Annotated in this window: 5 protein-coding genes and 1 pseudogene; 4 read left to right on the top strand and 2 right to left on the bottom strand. The window is 65.9% G+C overall.

Annotated features, from left to right (window positions below; genetic code table 11):
• Positions 1 to 52: 52 nt before the first annotated feature.
• Positions 53 to 9,952, bottom strand: a pseudogene (locus K6L26_RS29835) (type I polyketide synthase); the annotation flags it as partial.
• 230 nt (positions 9,953 to 10,182) lie between these two features.
• Here K6L26_RS29835 and K6L26_RS29830 point away from each other — a divergent pair.
• From K6L26_RS29830 to K6L26_RS29815, 4 genes are all read left to right on the top strand, one after another.
• A complete protein-coding gene (locus K6L26_RS29830; RefSeq protein ID WP_047039717.1) occupies positions 10,183 to 11,604 on the top strand; it encodes a condensation domain-containing protein in 1,422 nt (473 codons plus the stop codon).
• 51 nt (positions 11,605 to 11,655) lie between these two features.
• A complete protein-coding gene (locus K6L26_RS29825) occupies positions 11,656 to 14,634 on the top strand; it encodes an MMPL/RND family transporter (protein ID WP_047039719.1) in 2,979 nt (992 codons plus the stop codon).
• 95 nt (positions 14,635 to 14,729) lie between these two features.
• Positions 14,730 to 15,863 (top strand): acyltransferase PE, encoded by a 1,134-nt coding sequence (gene pe, locus K6L26_RS29820; protein WP_036392441.1) that lies wholly within the window; start codon positions 14,730 to 14,732, stop codon positions 15,861 to 15,863.
• Between the two features lie 44 nt (positions 15,864 to 15,907).
• Positions 15,908 to 17,662 carry an AMP-binding protein gene (locus tag K6L26_RS29815; protein WP_076111551.1) on the top strand — a complete coding sequence of 585 codons (1,755 nt, stop codon included), beginning with the start codon at positions 15,908 to 15,910 and terminating at the stop codon, positions 17,660 to 17,662.
• A gap of 3 nt (positions 17,663 to 17,665) precedes the next feature.
• Here the strand turns inward: K6L26_RS29815 and K6L26_RS29810 are convergent, their stop codons facing one another.
• Positions 17,666 to 18,328, bottom strand: coding sequence for a GAP family protein (locus K6L26_RS29810; protein WP_036390433.1), 663 nt, complete (start codon positions 18,326 to 18,328; stop codon positions 17,666 to 17,668).
• Between the last annotated feature and the right edge of the window lie 44 nt (positions 18,329 to 18,372).

The raw sequence follows: 18,372 nt of genomic DNA, 5'->3' as shown, positions 1-18,372 counted from the left end.
AGGTCCGGTCCGGTTGCGGTGCAAGCGGAGTGGGAATCTGCAGCACGATCTTGCCGATGTGCCGGGCCTGCTGCATCCGCCGGAACGCCGTCCTGGCCTCGGTCAGCGGGTAGATCTCGGCGGGCAGCGGCTTCCATTCACCCTTGGCGAGGCCATCCGACACCTCGGTGAGCAGGTCGCGAATGCGATCGGGGTCGGTGAGCATCACCGTGTCCAGCGCGACGATCTCGTAGGAGATGTCGGGCCGCGCTTCGGCCATCTTTTCCGTTGACCAGATGTCGCGCTTGGCGATCTCGGCGAAGCGGCCGTTGCGAGCAGTGGCCTTCAGCGTCGCCTCGATGAACCCTTCGCTGGTCAGCGAGTTGAGCACCACGTCCACGCCGGCCCCACCGGTGTCGGCCAAGATCTGGTCGGCGAAGTCCGTCGTCCGCGAGTCGTAGACGTGCTTGACACCCAGCTTGTGCAACGTCGCGCGCTTGAACGTGCTTGCCGTCGCGTAGACCTCAGCGCCGCACTGCTGGGCCATCTGGACGGCCGCCAGGCCCACGCCGCCACTGGCGGCGTGGATCAGCACCTTGTCACCCGACTTGAGCTGGGCCCAGTCGAACGACAGCCGAACCGTCAGCGCCGCAGCTGGAATCGTGGCGGCCTCGACCGCGCTGACCCCGTCTGGAATCGGCGCCAGGAACTGGGCCGGCACGTTGAACCGGCTGGAGAACGCGCCCTGCATCGAGCCGTAGACCCGCTGGCCCACCTCGACGCCGGTGACGCCATCGCCCAATTGGGTTACCACGCCGGCGAAGTCGCCGCCGATCGGCCCGGGGTCACCCGGGTACAGGCCCAGGACGTTGAGCACGTCGCGGAAGTTGAGGCCCGCGGCCTCCACCCGCACCTGTACATAACCTTCGTCCGGTGCGGGCACCTCTTTTTCGGTGATCCGCAGGTTGTCGATCGCGCCGCGCTCGGTGGGGGCGAGTACGTAGTCGCTCCCGCGCGGCACCGTGAGGTGCCCGCTTCGTGACCAGGGCAGCAACCGGGAAGCCAGCAGCTTGCCTTGCCGCACTGCAATTTCCGGCTCCTCGACCGGCGTGGCCAGCAGGTTCGCCAGCGCCTGCACGGCCTCGCCAGATCCGTCGGTGTCGACGAGCTTGGCGCGCAGCGCCGGTTCCTCGTTGATCGTGGTCCGCCCGAATCCCCACAGCGCCGCCTGAACCGGGTCGACCGGCTCACCGGATTCGGTGGCGACGGCCCGCTCGGTGACGATCCACAGACCGCCTGGCAATTTCACCTCACCGCCCTGCACGGTGTGCACCGCGCTGAGCAGGTTGGTGATCTCGGTTTCGAGCCGGGCCTGGCTGCCTGCACTCGTTTCCTCTGCATCCGCTGCCGCAGCCCGCCAGACGACACCGGAGAACGGCAGGCCGCGTTCCTTGGCCTGTACCAGCACCTGTCCGAGGAGCTCGGGATCGGTGCTCCGGTCGAACGGGATGCAGCCGGGCACCTTGGCGGCCAGCTCGTCGAATCCGGCGACCAGCCAAGTGCCGGAGGCGGTTTCGGCCCCTTCCTCGGAAGCAGGTACCGGAACCTCGTGCCAGCCGAGGGTGTACAGCAGGCGGGTGGCGTCCCCGCCGAGGCCACGCAGCAGCGCTTCGCGAGGTGCACGCTTGACGGTGAAGTCACGCACGCCGCCGAGGTAGCGGCCGTCGCGGTCGAGGTAGTCGAGATCGAAGACCTGGGTTTCGCTGTCCAGGGCGCTCTCGTGCCAACGGGCGCGGCAGTAGAAGCGCCGAGGCATCTTCTCCTTCAAGGTCACCTGCCCGTACCGCAGGGGCAGGAACAGGTCGTTCACGCCCTGCTCGGCGGCCAGCAGCGCGGGGAACGCGGGGAAGGCGACACCGGTGCACAAGTCCATCAGGACCGGGTGCATGGGTTCGGTTCCGAGTTGTTCGGCGAGTTCCTCACCGACCAGGATGTCGCCGATCGCCTCACCTTCACCCAGCCACAACGACTTCAGCGAACCGGACCACGTCGGGCCCCAGGCCAGTTCCAGATCGGCGAAGGTCTCGAACAACTCCTGCGGACGCATGCGTTCGAGGCGTTCGATCGCCTCGTCCACCGGATCCGACTGATCGGGTTCCGGTTCGTCGGAGAGTCCGGCGGCAACAGTGCCTTCGGCATTCAGCGACCAGTCGGCGCCACGTTCCCCGTAGGGGCGGCTGTGCACCTGGAACTTCCAGCCGTCGCCGTCGTCCAGTGGGTGCAACGTCAGCTGCACCTCACGAGAACTCTTCTCAGGCAAGATGATCGGCTCGTAGAAGAAGACGTCCTTGGCGTGCGCGGGAGTACCGACCGCGGCCAGCGCCATCGCGGCGTAGGTCGCCCCTGGGACGACCACGGTGCCGTAAATGACGTGGTCGGAGAGCCAGGGCTGCGATTTGACCGACAACCGACTGGTGTAGACGGAATCGCCGGAGGCGAGTTCCTTTCCACTGCCCAGGATCCCCGATCCCACGGCACCGTTGCTGTCGGCGGTGATGCCGCTTCCCTTGGGCCAGAAGCGACGTCGCTGGAACGGGTAGGTCGGCAGCTCGAGCCGGCGACGGGGCCGGCGGTGCAGTGCGCTGAAGTCGGGTCGGTGGCCGCCGACGTAGGCCGAGGCCAGCGCATCGGCGATCTGCCGCCGATCAGCGACACCCTTGCGCAGCGAGACGATCGCGCGAGGCGCCGCCAAGTGCTCCGGCCAGACCTGCACAGCGGCCCCGGTGAGCACCGGCTGCGGACCGATTTCCATCAGGATCGAGCAGCCCAGAGCCGCCACGGTGCGTACGCTTTCGGCGAACTGCACCGGCTGGCGGGAATGCCGACGCCAGTACTGGGCGTCGAGCGGGGTCTGGGCGGTGAGTACGGTGCCGGTGCGGTTGCAGACCAGCGGCATCGTGGGCTTTGCGAACTGCAACTGCGCCGCGTATGACTCGAATTCGTCGAGCACCGGATCCAGCAGTTCGGAGTGGAACGCGTGGCTGGTCTCCAGCCAGGTGCACCGGATCCCCTCCTCCTCTTCGAACTTCTCGACGATCCGCTCGAGATCTTCACCCGGGCCGGAGAGCACGGTGTTGGGCCCGTTGTAGGCGCCTACCGAGACCCGCGGAAACCCGCCGGCGACCTGTTCGACGTGCTTGGGGTCTGCGAACACCGCCACCATGCGCCCACCTTCGGGCAAGCTGCCGAACAACCGTCCGCGTTCGGCCATCAGCCGGGCGCCGTCCTCCAGGCTGAACACGCCGGCCACGCATGCCGCGGCGTACTGGCCGACGCTGTGGCCGAGCACCACGTCGGGTTCGATTCCCCAGGACTGCCACAGCCGGGCCAGGCCCATTTCCACGGCGAAGATGGCTGGTTGCGCAAACGACGTGTGCCGCAGGGTTTCTGCCGCTTTGCCCCCGGTTTCGCGGTTGTCGGCAAGCAGCACGTCGAGCAGTGGTTGCGGCAAGATGTCGTTCACCGCGTCCGCGCAACGGCGCACGGTTTCGGCGAATACCGGTTCGGTGTCGAACAACTCACGCGCCATCCCGGCGTACTGGCTGCCCTGCCCGGTGAACAGCCAGGCTGTCATCGGGTGATGCGGGCGCTCGCCGCGTACGACACCGAGCCGCAGCCGATTCTCGGCCAGATCGGCCAGGCCCGCGCGGGCTTCGGCGACCGAATCGACGACGAGGGCGGCCCGATGTTCGAAGTGCGAACGGCCCGTCCCAGCGGTGAGGCACAGGTCGGCGAGGTCGACGTCGGGATGGTCCCCCAGCCAGGCGTCGTATCGCTGGGCCAACGCCGCCAGCGCTTCCGGTGACCGGGCGGACAAGGTCAGCACCTCAACCTGTCCCTGCTTTGTTTCCGTCGTTGCACCGTTGTTTTCCGGTGCGGCACCCTCGGCGAGTTCCCCGTCGGTGCGGGGCTCATCAGTGGGTGTGAGTTCGGGTGACGGTGCCGGTGAGGGTGCCTCCTCGACCAGCACGTGAGCGTTGGTCCCGGTGAATCCGAAGGAGCTGACGCCAGCGCGGCGCGGCCTGCCGTTGGGTTGCCATGGCATCGCTTTGTCCACCACCTGCACGGGCAGTGAATCCCACGGGATGTGCGGAGACGGATTCTCGAAATGCAGGCTTTGCGGCAGAGTTTCGTGCTGCAGCGACAGCACGACCTTGATCAGGCCTGCGGCCCCGGATGCCGACTCGGTGTGGCCGATGTTGGTCTTCACCGATCCCATCAGCAGCGGCCGGTCGGCTTCACGCGAGCCACCGAAGGCGGCGGCTGCCGCCTGCACCTCGATCGGATCACCCAGCGGGGTGCCGGTTCCGTGTGCCTCGAGGTAGTCCACATCGCTACCGGTCAGGCCGGCCCGGGCCAGCACCGACCCGATAAGACGTTGCTGTGCACCGCCGTTGGGCACGGTCAGGCCGCTGGAAGCGCCGTCCTGGTTGACCCCGCTGCTCGGGATGACCGCGCAGATCCGATCGCCGTCGCGTTGAGCGTCGCTCAGTCGCTTGAGGACCAGGATTCCGCAGCCTTCGCTTCGGACGTACCCGTCGGCGGACGCGTCGAAAGTCTTGCACCGCCCGACCGGCGACAGCATCCGGGCGCGGGATGCGGCGACCACGGTCACCGGAGACAGCAGGACGTTCACGCCGCCGGCGACTGCCATGTCGCAATCCCCGGATTGCAGTGCCTGGCAGGCCTGGTGGACTGCCACCAACGCCGAGCTGCACGCGGTGTCGACTGCCACCGCTGGTCCTTCGAACCCGAGCGCGAAGGCGACGCGCCCCGAGATGGCGTTGAGCGCATTGCCGGTGATGAAGTGCGGCTCGATCTTTTCGATGGGCTCCGACGACAGCAGGTGCGCGTACTCGTTGGCCGCCACACCGACGAATACACCGGTGCGGCTGCCGCGCAGTGCCTCGGGGGAGTGACCGGCTCTTTCGAGTCCTTCCCATACCGTTTCGAGCACGAGGCGCTGCTGAGGCTCGATCCAGACCGCCTCGCGGGGCGAGATCCCGAAGAACTCCGGGTCGAATCCGTCGATACCGTCGAGGAATCCGCCGTAGCGCGTGTAGGTCTTTCCGGGAGCATCCGGATCTTCGTCGAAGAATTCGTCGATGTCGAATCGCTCCTCCGGCACTTCCCGGATGGCATCGACACCGCCGGACAACACATCCCAGAACGCCTCGGGGTTCGGGGCGCCGGGGAATCGGCACGACACCGCGACCACCGCGATCGGGTCGTCCGTGCGCGTCGCGGCCGTCGATGCCGCGGCCGGGTCGGCCTTCTGCTCGGCAAGCCCTAGAACCTCGCCGAGCAGGTAGTCGGCCACGTCGGAGATCCGGGGGTGATCCATCACCACGGTGACCGGGATTTCCTTGCCGACGCCCTGTTCCATGCGGCGGCGCAGTTCCACGGCCATCAGCGAGTCCATGCCGAGGTCGAAGAACCCGGCGTCTTCACGGATCTCCCCGGCATCGACCCGGGTGACCTCTGCCACGGAGTCCCGCAGGTAATCCGTCAGGAGCTTCTTGCGCTGCTGCACAGGGGCATTCGTGAGCTGCTCGACCAGCTTGGTCTTGCCGGACGCGGTGACCGGCGACGCCGCACCCGTCGCGGGCAGTGCGGCCTCGAGCTCTGCCAGGAACCCCCGCCGGCCCGCCTGCTGGTAGAGGGGCAGGAAACGGGACCAGTCGATGCGGGCGATCACTCCATGGGCGGGTCCGTGCGCCGACGAATTCGCCACCACGTCGGCCAGACCGGCCAGCGCGTCCGACGGCGACAACGTCTTGATTCCGCGCTGCTCGAGTCGGGCCCGGGATTCCGCGTCGGCCATGCCGGCCGACCAGGGGCCGAAGTTGACGCTGGTGCCGGCGATGCCTTGCCGGCGCAGGCGCCAGGCCAGCCCGTCCAGGAATGCGTTCGCCGCACTGTACGCGGTCTGACCGAATCCGCCCCACACCGCGGCGATCGAGGACGTGCTGATGAAGAAGTCGAGGTTGTCCTCGGCTACCGCCTCGCTGAGATGCCAGGCACCCCAGACCTTTCCGGCGAAGACCCGGTCAACCTCGGCGTCATCGAGTTCGCTCAGCGGTGTGGTGCCGTTCTCGCCCGCGGCGTGCACGATCCCGGCCAGCGGAGGCAACTCGGCCCGCACGCCGGCCAGCAGGCGGGCGACGTCGTGGGCATCGGCGACATCGGCCGTGGCGACCCGGATCTCGCAGCCGTGCTGGTCACGCAGGGCATCGATGCGCTTCTGCGCGGCCTCACTGGGCTGACGCCGGCTGGTCAGCACCAACTGCTTGGCGCCGTGGGCCGCGAGGTACCCGGCGACCTCGAGCCCGATGGAACCGAGCCCGCCGGTCACCAGATACGTTGCGCCGTCGCGCAGTTCCAGCGGCTTGCCGCTCGGCAGATCCGTCGGCCGCACCAGTCGGGGTACGTAGACCTCCTGACCGCGCAGTGCGATCTGGTCTTCCTTGACCGCGGCGTCGGATCCCGACGTGATGCGGTTGAGCAGCGCGGACCATTCGCCGGACGTGAAGTCCGACAGGTCGGCCAGTCCACCCCACAGCGCGGGTAGCTCGAGGGCTGCGGCACGGCCGAATCCCCACAGCGCACTCTGCTCGGGCATCACGATGTCCGCGTCGGTGACGTGTTGCGCTCCATGGGTGACGAGCCAGATGGGTGCCCGCAGATCAGCGGCGACCGCGGCGCGGAAGAGCCGCCTGGTTCCTGCCAGGACCTGATGCTGCATCCGCAGCAGCGACCGCATCGATGGTGCTGCACCGGAATCCAAGCCCGCGACGTGAAGGATTCTGAGCGCCGTACCGCCTGTCGCCGCCGCGCGCAACACGTCTGCGAGCTGCTCTTCGTCTGCGTCCGACGCCGGCAATCCGAGAATCCGGCACTGCTGCCCACGCGCGGCTAGTGCATCCACCAGAGGCTTGACGGCCTCGGATTCCTCGCCGATCAGGATCCAGGAGCTGTCCGCGGCATCAGTGCCGGACAGCGGAGTAAGGGCCTTGTCCCAGCGGAACTCGTAGCGGTCGTCGGCGATGGACTGGGTCGAGCGTTGTTGATTGTGTTGCGCGGCAAGCTTGGTCAGTACCGTCAGCGTCGCACTGTCGTCGCCGGCGCCACCGAGCAGGGCAGCGAGCTCTTCGATCCGGCCGTCCTCGAGCAGTCGGACGGCCTGAGTGCGGGCGGCCACGTGCTGCTGCTGGTTCGGCTCTTCCCGATTGTCGCGGTACCAGTACTGGCGGTGCTCGAACGGGTAGGTCGGCAGGTCGAGCTTCCGCGCATGCGGCCGGCGGAAGGCGCCGAACTCGGGCAGGTGGCCCAGCACGTACGCGTCGGCCACGGCTTCGGTGATCTGGCGGTGGTCGGCGGTGTTCGGCCGCAGCGAGGCGATCACCCGCGGGGCGGTGGCCGGGTCGGGCCAGGCGCCCAAGGCCGTCGCGGTGAGCACGGGACGTGGACCGATCTCCAGCAGCACCTTGCAGTTCAAATCGGCGAGGGTGCGCACGCTCTTGGCGAATTCCACCGGTTGCCGGGCGTGACGACGCCAATACGCGCCGTCCATCTTGACGCTGCGTCCCAGTGCCGCGCCCGTACGGTTGTCGATCAGAATCCGTTGAGGTGCTTGAAAAGTGAACTGGTTCGCGTATGCCTCGAACTCATCGAGGATCGGTTCCAGCAACGCCGAATGGAATGCGTGGCTGGTTTCCAGCCAGTCGCACCGGATGCCGTCGGCGGCCAACCCGGCCACCGCTTTCTCCAGGTCCGCGGCCGGTCCGGACAGTACGGTGTTGGCACCGTTGTACGCGGCGACCGACAGCGTGGGGTACTCGTCGGTGAGGTTTTCGACCCGTTCGGCCGCCGTGAACACCGCCACCATGCGGCCGCCTGCGGGCAGACTGCCGAAGAGGCGTCCGCGTTCGGCCATCAACTGCATGCCGTCTTCGAGGCTGACCACCCCTGCGACGCAGGCTGCCGAGTACTGACCGACGCTGTGGCCCAGCACCACGTCCGGTTCGATTCCCCACGACTGCCAGAGCTGCGCCAAGCCCATTTCCACGGCGAACAGCGCGGGCTGAGCGTACGAGGTCTGCCGTAGCGTCTCTTCGGCCTCAGGGCTGTCCAGCGTGAAAATGACATCCAGCAAAGGCTTTTCGAGTACATCGGCGACCGCGGCCGCACACCGGTCCAGGGTCTCGGCGAACACCGGTTCGGTGTCGTACAACTCGCGGGCCATGCCGGGGTACTGGCTGCCCTGGCCGGTGAACAGCCAGGCCGTCTTCGGGACGTCGTGGGATTCCCCGCGCACCAATCCGGGAGCCGGACGGTCGTCTGCCAGTGCGCCGAGGAGTTCGACCGCGGCTTCTCGGGAATTGACCACCAGCGCGGCGCGGTGTTCCAGGTGGGCTCGGCCCACGCCGGCGGTGAAGCACACATCGGCCAAGGTGGCCTCGGGGTGCGCGGTCAACCAGCTGCGGTACTGGTCAGCGAGCTGCACGAGAGCTGCGGGCGTGCGCGCCGACAGCGGAAGCAGGCTGAACCGCTGGTCGTCGGAAACCTCCTCCGGCGCAACCACCGGCGTCGGTGCAGGAGCTTCTTCGAGGATGACGTGCGCATTGGTGCCGGCGAACCCGAATGAGCTGACGCCGGCGATGCGCGGCTGACCATTGCGTTCCCAGGGCCTCGACTCCTTGACGACCTCGACTGCCAGCCGGTCCCACGGAATGTGCGGCGACGGGTTCTCGAAGTGCAGGTGCTTCGGCAACGTCTCGTTCTCGAGCGACAGGATCACCTTGATGACGCCGGCGATCCCCGCTGCGGCTTCCAGGTGCCCGATGTTCGTCTTGGCCGAGCCGATCAACAGTGGTCGTTCGGCGTCGCGGCCGGCGCCGAGCACTGCGCCGGCGGCCTGGGCCTCGATCGGATCGCCCAGTGACGTGCCGGTGCCGTGAGCTTCCAGGTAGCCGACTTCGCTGGGTGCGACGCCTGCGCGTTTCAGCGCGGCGCTGATAACCCGTTGTTGCGCTACACCATTCGGTACCGTCAGCCCACCGGACGCGCCGTCCTGGTTGATTGCGCTGCCGCGGATCACGGCCCGAATGTGGTCGCCGTCGCGGATCGCGTCGTCGAGGCGCTTGATGACGATGACGCCGCAGCCCTCGCCGCGGACATAGCCGTCGGCGGCAGCGTCGAAGGTCTTGCAGCGGCCGTCGGGCGCCAGCATGTGGGCGCTGGAGAAGGTGATCATGGTGGCCGGAGTGAGCAGGACATTCGCTCCGCCGGCCAGTGCGAGATCGCATTCACCCAGGCTCAGCGCCTGGCATGCCTGGTGGATCGCCACCAGCGACGAGCTGCACGCCGTATCGACAGCGACCGAGGGACCTTGCAGTCCCAACCGATAGCTGATCCGGCCGGCTGCCGCGGCATTCGAGGTGCCGATGGCCATGTAGGCCTCGATCTCGGGGTATGTCAGCTCGTCAGAGGCCATTCCCAGGTAGTCGTGGGTGGCCAGGCCGACGAACACACCGGTGTTGGAGTCGGCCAAAGCTGTTGGTGCAGTGCCTGAATGCTCGACGGCTCGCCACGCAGTCTCAAGCAGAAGTCGATGTTGAGGGTCCATCAACCGGACTTCGCGGGTCGACATTCCGAAGAACGGAGCGTCGAACCCGGTTACGTCGTCGACGAATCCGGCACGACGCGTGACGACCTTGCCTGGTGAGCCCGGTTCGGGGTCGAAGAATTCGTCGGCGTCCCAGCGATCCTGAGGTATCTCGGAGACCGCATCGCGGCCTTCGCGCAACACGTCCCAGAACGCTTCAGCGTCCGGAGCACCTGGAAAACGCGCTGCGTAGCCGATTACGGCAAAGCCAGCGGTGGTTTCGGTCGGATGGTCGGCGGTTCCCATGCCGTTGTCCTCCTTGCATCGGCGGTCACACGGTGACTACGCGGGACATTTATCGCACGCGAAAATTGTCCGCCCCCCGACGGCATTACGCACTATTGCAGATGAACCTGTGACGTGTGGACCTAGGTTCTGCTGTCAGCCGGGGTAGGCGGTTGCCGGGGAGCCCGGGGTATGTTGGGCAACCACCGGGGTGATCACGGCCACTGCGGCCAAACTGGGAGGGCGACGCTTTGCGCATCGGCAAGATAACTGTTGGGGCACTTGAGGAATGGACGCTGAGTCCGGGCTCGGTAACTTCCTGGCATCCGACGGCGGCGGCTCAGGAAACTGCGAAACGAGCTCCGCTGAGCGCGGTTCCAGTTAGCTACATGCAGAGCCAACATCTTAAGAATTACTGCGACAGAACCGCTGCGGGCCTGAACTTTTCGCGGCAGATCATCGCCAGTTGTGAAGTTCCCGGACAGTGTGATATCGCGGCCATGGACCACGCCGTCAACTCATACCTGCGCCGGCACGACACATTTCGAAGTTGGTTCGAGCAGGCCGACGACGGCAAATTTGTTAGGCATGCGATCGAAGACCCCGCGGACATCGAGTTCATGCCGGTCGATCAGGGTCACATGACCGTCGATGAAATACGCGACCACGTTGTGGGGATACCGAATCCTCTGGAATGGGGCTGCTTCACTTTCGGCATTATTCAGAACGAGAATCATTTCACGTTCTTCGCCGCCATGGATCACGTGCACGGGGACGCCACCTTGATCGGCACGACGATGATGGAAGCCAATGGCATGTATTCGGCGATGAGTGGAAGCGGCCATGCCCTCGAGCTACCGGAAGCGGGAAGCTTCGACGATTTCTGTGTCCGCGAACGCGAATACACATCGGCGCTGACCCTCGACTCGCCGGGCGTGCGGGCATGGATCGAGTTCGCCGAGAACAACCGTGACGGTTTTCCGGAATTCCCCCTGCCGCTGGGCAATCCGGACAAATCGTTGAGCAGTGCCTGGAGTTCTCAGGTGTTGATGGACAACGCGCAAACGGAGCGCTTCGATGCGGCCTGCGCGGCCGCCGGTGCCCGCTTCGTCGGCGGTCTGTTCGCCTGCCTGGGCCTGGTCGAGCACGAGTTCACGGGCGCGCTCACCTATTACGGACTCACCCCGAGAGATTCGCGTACCGCGAGCGACAATTTCATGACGCAAGGGTGGTTCACCGGCCTGATCCCCATTGTCGTGCCGGTCGCGGCAACCTCTTTCAGCGACGCTGCCGGCGCGGCCCAGGCGTCGTTCGATTCGGGCCTCGACATGGCGAGGGTGCCCTACTACCGCGTGTTGGAGTTGGCACCGTGGTTGAACTGGCCACAGCCGAACTTCCCGGTTTCGAATTTCCTGCACGGCGGCGCGGCGCCGCTCAACGCTATCCTCGCCGCAGGCGATCTCGGCCTCGCGAACAACATCGGGATGTACCCCGACAATCGGTTCTCATACCAATTGACGATCTACATCTTCAGGTACGGCGAGGGCACGGTCATGGCGATCATGCATCCGGATAACGCCGTTGCCAAGAAATCGGTCACGCGGTACATGGACGCGATGAGGTCGGTGTCGTCTCGGGTTGCTGACAGCGGGCACTGGGGGCGCGTCGCGTAGCGGCGAGCAAATCGATGGAATGCGCAACGTGGGCGCGAGGGTGAGGACGAGATGCGACGGCTAGCCGATTTCGTGGTGCGGTGGCCCTGGGCTGTGATCGGGGTCTGGGCCGCACTGCTGGTGGCGCTTCCGCTGGCATGCCCGTCGCTGAGTGACATGGCGCAGAAGCATCCGCTCGCCATCCTGCCCAGCGACGCGCCGTCGAGTATCACCGCGAAAAAGATGACCGAGGCGTTCCACGAATCGGGGAACAACGACCTGCTGTTGGTGGCCCTGATCAATGAGAACGGGCTCGGGCCTGCTGACGAGGCGACCTATCGCAAGTTGGTGGACGCGCTGCGCGACGACGTCACAGACGTCGAAAGTGTTCAGGATTTCGTCGCCACCCCACAACTGCGGCAGTTCCTGACCAGCAAGGACAAAACCACCTGGGTCCTTCCGGTGGGTCTGGTCGGTGAGTTGGGCACACCGCGGGCCATCGACTCCTTCAACCGGGTTTCCGAGATCGTCAAGATCAGTACGGCCGGCAGCCCGCTACAGGTGCACCTCACCGGGCCTGCGGCCACCGCCGCCGACCTCACCGTCGCGGGGGAGAAGGATCGGCTCCCGATCGAGATCGCCATCGCGGTCCTGGTTCTGGCCGTATTGCTGGTGGTCTATCGAAGTCCCGTCACGATGCTGTTGCCACTGGTGACCATCGGGTCGTCTCTGCTGATCGCCCAAGCGCTGGTGGCGGGGTTCTCCGAGTTGACTGGTGCCGGCGTCTCGAATCAGTCGGTCGTGTTCTTGAGTGCGATCATGGCCGGCGCCGGCACGGATTATGCGGTGTTCCTGATCAGCCGATATCACGACTATCTGCGTTCGGGGGACGACTTCGACCAGGCGGTTCGCGCGGCGATGTTGTCGATCGGGAAGGTGATCACGGCGTCGGCGGCGACGGTCGGAGTCACCTTCCTGCTGTTGAGCTTCACCAAGATGGGTGTGTTCAAGACGGTCGGAACCGCGGCGGCAATCGGTATCGCGGTCGCCTATCTCGCCGGTCTGACTTTGCTGCCGGCCATCCTGGTGCTGGTCGGCCCGCGCGGATGGGTGAAGCCGCGACGTGAGCTGACCTCCCGATTCTGGCGACGTTCGGGAATCCGCATCGTGCGTCGTCCGGTGCCGCACCTCGTTGCGAGTCTGCTGATACTCGCCTTGCTGGCCGGTGCCGCGATCTTTGCCCAGTACAACTACGACGACCGCAAGGTCGTGGAAGCGTCGGCACCGAGCTCGGTCGGATACGCCGCGGTCGAACGTCATTTCCCGATCAGTCAGTCGATTCCCGAGTACATCCTGATCCAGTCGCCGCACGACCTGCGCACGCCCAGGGGCATGGCCGATCTCGAGCAGATGGCGTCGCGTGTTGCTCAGCTACCCGACGTCGGCCTGGTCAGCGGCATCTCCCGGCCACTGGGGGAGGTACCCGCGGAATTTCGGGCGACGTTCCAGGCCGGCATCGTCGGCACCCGGCTGGCAGACGGTTCCCAGCAGATCGATCAGCGCTCCGGCGACCTCAATCGTCTGGCCGCCGGGGCCAATACGCTGGCCGGCAGTCTTGCGCAGGTGCGGACTCAGATCAACCAGATCGCACCCAGTCTGCAGAGTGTGGTCGACACGTTCTCCTCGGTGCGCACCGAATACGGCGGCGACAAACTGGTGAAGGACGTCGAAACCGCGGCCAAGCTGGTACAGAGCATCAACACGCTCTCGAACGCGATGGGTTACAACCTGTCCGCGGTCAAGAACATCTTCGGTTGGATCGAGCCGGTTCTGGCGGCGCTGCAGAACAACGCCGTCTGCGACAACAACCCGTCCTGCGCCGAGACCCGTATCCAGTTTCAGCGCCTGGTCGACGAGAACAACGCCGGCAGCCTCAACGAGATCAACGATCTCGCCCATCAGCTCAACGGTGCCGGTGACGACAAGCAGACGCTCAACTCCACGGTCACCAAGTTGAACAAGGCCCTGGCCAGTGTGAACAAGGCGGTCAGCGCCATGGGGCTGAACAAGCCCGGCGGTCCGCAGTCTGGTTTGAAGGATCTGCAGTCCGGCGCCAACCGCCTGGCCGGCGGAAGCCGCGAAGTAGCCGGGGGCGTGGACGAACTCGTCAAGCAGGTCAAGGTCATCTCTGCCGGATTGGACCAGGCCTCCTCATTCCTGCTGACGATGCGTAACGAAGCCACAGATCCGTCCCAGGCGGGGTTCAATATTCCGCCCGAGGTGCTGAACATGCCGGAGTTCAAGAAGGCGTCGGCGGCGTACGTCTCGCCGGACGGTCGGACGGTGCGGTATCTGGTCCAGACCAAGCTGAACCCGTTCAGTTCGGAGGCGATGGATCAGGTCAATCAGATCCAGGACATCGCCCGGGGCGCCCAGCCGAACACCACGCTTGCTGACGCGTCGATCTCGATGGGTGGTTTCCCTGCCGCACTTCGGGACACGCGTGACTACTACCAGCAGGACATCAAGTTCATCATGATCGCGACTCTCGTCGTCGTCCTGCTGATCCTGATGTTGCTGTTGCGTTCCATCATCGCGCCCCTCTACCTCGTCGGGTCGGTGGTGGTCTCGTACTTCGCGGCGTTGGGTATCAGTGTCCTGGTCTTCCAGAACCTGCTCGGCCAGCAATTGCATTGGAGCGTGCCGCCACTGGCGTTCGTGGTGCTCATCGCGGTCGGTGCCGACTACAACATGTTGTTGGTATCGCGATTGCGGGACGAGTCTCCGCACAGCACGCGCTACGGCGTCATCCGCACCTTGAGTTCGACCGGAGGCGTGATCACCGCGGCCGGCCTGATCTTCGCGGCCTCGGTGGCCGGCCTGATGTTCTCTTCGATCGGCATAGTGGTGCAAGGCGGTTTCATGATCGGGGTCGGAATCCTGCTGGACACGTTCGTGGTGCGCACCATCACGGTGCCCGCCATCGCTGCGCTGGTCGGCAAGGCGAACTGGTGGCCGTCGCGCGCCACCGGGAGGAGGCTGCGCACGTGAGGAGCAAATTGGATCCTGCGCACGTGAGCACGGGTGAGCGCGCACGCGGGATGTGTGTGAAACTACGAAACGAAGCGGGGCGATCGGGAGTGGAGATGAAGAAACTCCTTGCGGGGCTTGCATTGGTGATGACCACCAGCGTCACCGGATCCTTCGGCGTCCTGGGCAATGCGTGGGCCGATGACACTCCGCCGCCTACGCCGCCACCTGGCGGCCCGGCCGCACCGACGCCGTCGAACCCGGGTACCGCGTACGCGTTGGGCGGCGCGCATGTCCTCGGGATCCCGTACGACGAGTACATCCGGATGACGGGTGAGCACTGGTTCCCCGGGATGAAGCGGACGAAGGTCGACTACCCGGCGGGCCAGGTTCAGGGTCACACCCTGGAGCGGTTCTTCCCCGGTATCGGTGCGCTCGGAGAGCGGTTCTATCCGGGAATCGGTCTGGATGGCCCCAGCATCGGTGAGTCCGTCGATGAGGGCGAGGGCAACCTCGATGCGGCAATCCGCAACGGCGGCAAGGGAACAGCGATGGGGCTGTCCGAGGGCGCGCTGGTGCTCAACGCGGTGAAGGCGCGCCTGGCCAATGACCCGACCGCTCCGCCGCCAGATCAGCTGAGCTTCGCGACATTCGGCGACCCGATCGCCAAACATCCCTTCGGTGAGAGCTTCCTGACCCAGAACTTTCCCGTCGGCAGCGTCGTGCCGTTCATGGACTACCGCATCCCGGCCCCGGTGGAGAGCCAGTACCACACTGACCAGTTCATCTCCGCCTATGACAGCATCGCCGACTGGCCGGACCGGCCCGACAACTGGATGAGCGTCATCAACGCGATCGCCGGGTTGGCCACCGGTCACACCGCGATCGCGTTCACCAATCCGAGCAACGTCCCGGCGCAGAACATCAGGACGACGGTCAACTCCAAGGGTGCGACGACGACGACGTACCTGGTGCCCGAGGAGCACCTCCCGCTGGTACTGCCCTTCAAGTACCTCGGCTATGACCAGCACACGCTCAACGAGCTGGATCGGGTGCTGCTGCCCATGGTGGACGCCGGTTATTCACGAAACGACGATCCGGCGACCGCTCCGATCACGGTGGACCCGGTACACGGGTTCGACCCCGCGGAAGTCACCGCACCTGCGAATGAGGCGACCTTCGGCGGCGGCACCGACCCGATGTCGGAGCTGGCCAACGCTGCGTTGTCTGTGCTGAACCCGCACGGCTGACGCCGACTCCAACCGATGATTCGACGAGTAACGGACGTGATGTGATGCCTAGCCCCCAGTCATCAATTCTGTCGATGCTGCACGGACGCGCCAGTCTGCGCCCGGACGACGTTGCCTTCACCTTCACCGATTACACCGCTGACCCGGCGGGCGTCGTCGAGACGCTGACGTGGTCTCAGCTATCGCGCCGGACGATGAACGTGGCACGGGAGATCAGCCTGCACGGGTCGGTCGGGGACCGGGCCGTGATCCTGGCCCCGCAGGGCCTCGAGTACATCCTGGCGTTCCTGGGTTCGATGCAGGCCGGGTTGGTGGCGGTTCCGCTTCCGCTTCCGCATCGCGGTTCGAGTCACGACCGTGTCAGTGCGGTCTTCGTGGACACGAAGCCTTCAGTGGTGCTGACTACGTCCGAGGTCGCCGAGGACGTCGGTGACTACGTGGATCAATCGCGGATGACCACCGCGCCGAAGATCGTTACGGTCGATTCGCTGAATTTGGACGCCGACGACGGATCAGCCGAGTTCGACAGCGGCGCAGTCGAATTCCCGACTACAGCGTATTTGCAGTACAGCTCGGGCTCGACGCGGCTGCCCACCGGGGTGATGATCTCGCACCGCAACGTCCAGGCGAACTTCGAACAACTCATGCGGGGGTTTTTCGCGGACACGCAACTCGGGTCCATCAAGGACGCCACGATCGTGTCGTGGTTGCCCTTCTACCACGACATGGGACTGGTGCTGGGCGTCTGCGCCCCGATCCTGAGCGGCTATCGCGCGGTGCTGACCAGTCCACTGGCGTTCCTGGAACGGCCGGCCAGGTGGATCCAGGCACTCGCCGAGAATCCCCGGACGTTTTCCGCGGCACCGAACTTCGCCTTTGATCTGGCGGCTCGCAAGACCAAGGACGCCGATCTGGCCGGAATGGACCTCAGCAACGTCGTGGGCATCATCAACGGTGCCGAGCGCGTCGAGCACGCCACTTTGGAAAGATTTGCAGATCGCTTCGCCCACTTCGGTTTTCGTGATCACATGCTGCGCCCTTCGTACGGCCTGGCCGAGGCGACCGTGTTCGTGACGACCGGCACGTGGAGTGAGTCGTCGGAGCCCGCTGCATTCGATGCCGATGAGCTGTCCGCGGGCCGGGTGCGCCGCTGCAGCACCGGAAAGGGCTCGTCGCTGGTCAGATACGACCTGCCACAGTCGCCTACGGTGCGCATCGTCGATGTCGAGACGAACCGGGAATGTGCCCACGACGTGGTCGGTGAGATCTGGGTGCACGGCGAGAACGTCGCTGCCGGTTACTGGAGCCGATCGCCGGAGGAGCAACAGTGCTTCGGCGCCACCCTGGTGGACCCGGCCCCGGGCACACCGGAGGGGCCGTGGCTGAAAACCGGTGACCTGGGCTTCGTCTCGGGCGGTGATCTGTTCATCGTCGGGCGCATCAAGGACCTGCTGATCATCCGCGGCCGTAACCACTACCCCGAGGACATCGAGGCGACGGTCCAACAGATCACCGGTGGCCGGGTCGCGGCGATCGCGGTTCCGGTGAACAGCACCGAGAAGCTGGTGACCGTGATCGAGCTCAAGAAGCAGGCAGAGTCTCAGGTGGAGGCGGTGCACTGGCTCAAGGAGATCAAGAGCGACGTCACCTCCGCGATCTCCAATGAGCACGGCCTGAATGTCGGGGATCTCGTTCTGGTACCTCCGGGCTCGATTCCCACGACCACGAGTGGCAAGGTCCGCCGTGCGGCCTGTGTCGAGCAGTACCGGCAGGATGAGTTCACCCGCCTGGACGCCTGAGCGTTACAGCCCGGCGATCCCCACGGCGAGCAGCACAGCGCCGACCGTGGCGACCACGGCGGCCACCTTTTGTCGGCGTTGGGTCTGCAGCCAATCGTGTAGGGCGGCCAGGCCGGCGCGGGTGCGCTCCGGGGCCACCAGATAAGAGATCAGCGGGATTTCCACGAGACCGAACGCCACCACGTTGAACAGCAGGAGCGCCCCCACCTGGGTTGCGGCCGCGGCGCCGGAGGCGACGATGAGCGCCAGCGCGGCCAGATAGTCGACCGACGGCAGGGCGATGCCGAGCCCTGCAGCACTCGCGGTCCACAGTGAATGACCGCCCAGCAGCTCCTTGATGCGCGTCACGATTGGCCCGGGCTGTCGGTCGGGCTTTGGACCGAACATGCGGGCGGGCCTTCCGACGGCCAGGACGGCCGCGGCCAGCAGGGCCAGTGCGCCGACTGCCAACTGGACCCTGGGTAGGGTGAAATGCGCCGACCCCAGGGCGGGCCGCAGCAGGAACAACACGATCACGCCGACCGCCGTGCCCATCGCGAAACCGCCGATGAGGAACGCCAGCAGTTGCAGCAGAGGTCGTGGCCGGTTGAGCATCACGACGGTCATCCCGATGCGGAACGGCTCCAGGCTGACGGCTGCGGCCATCACCAGAAGCGGAATCCACATGATGGACGCCAACCTACCGGCCAGTGGAACGGCGGGCCGCCCGG

It is taken from the genome of Mycobacterium farcinogenes, assembly GCF_019739075.1.
GTDB lineage: Bacteria > Actinomycetota > Actinomycetes > Mycobacteriales > Mycobacteriaceae > Mycobacterium > Mycobacterium senegalense.
The sequence above is the reverse complement of the archived record's forward strand: the minus strand, read 5'-3'. Positions and strand labels throughout refer to the sequence as shown.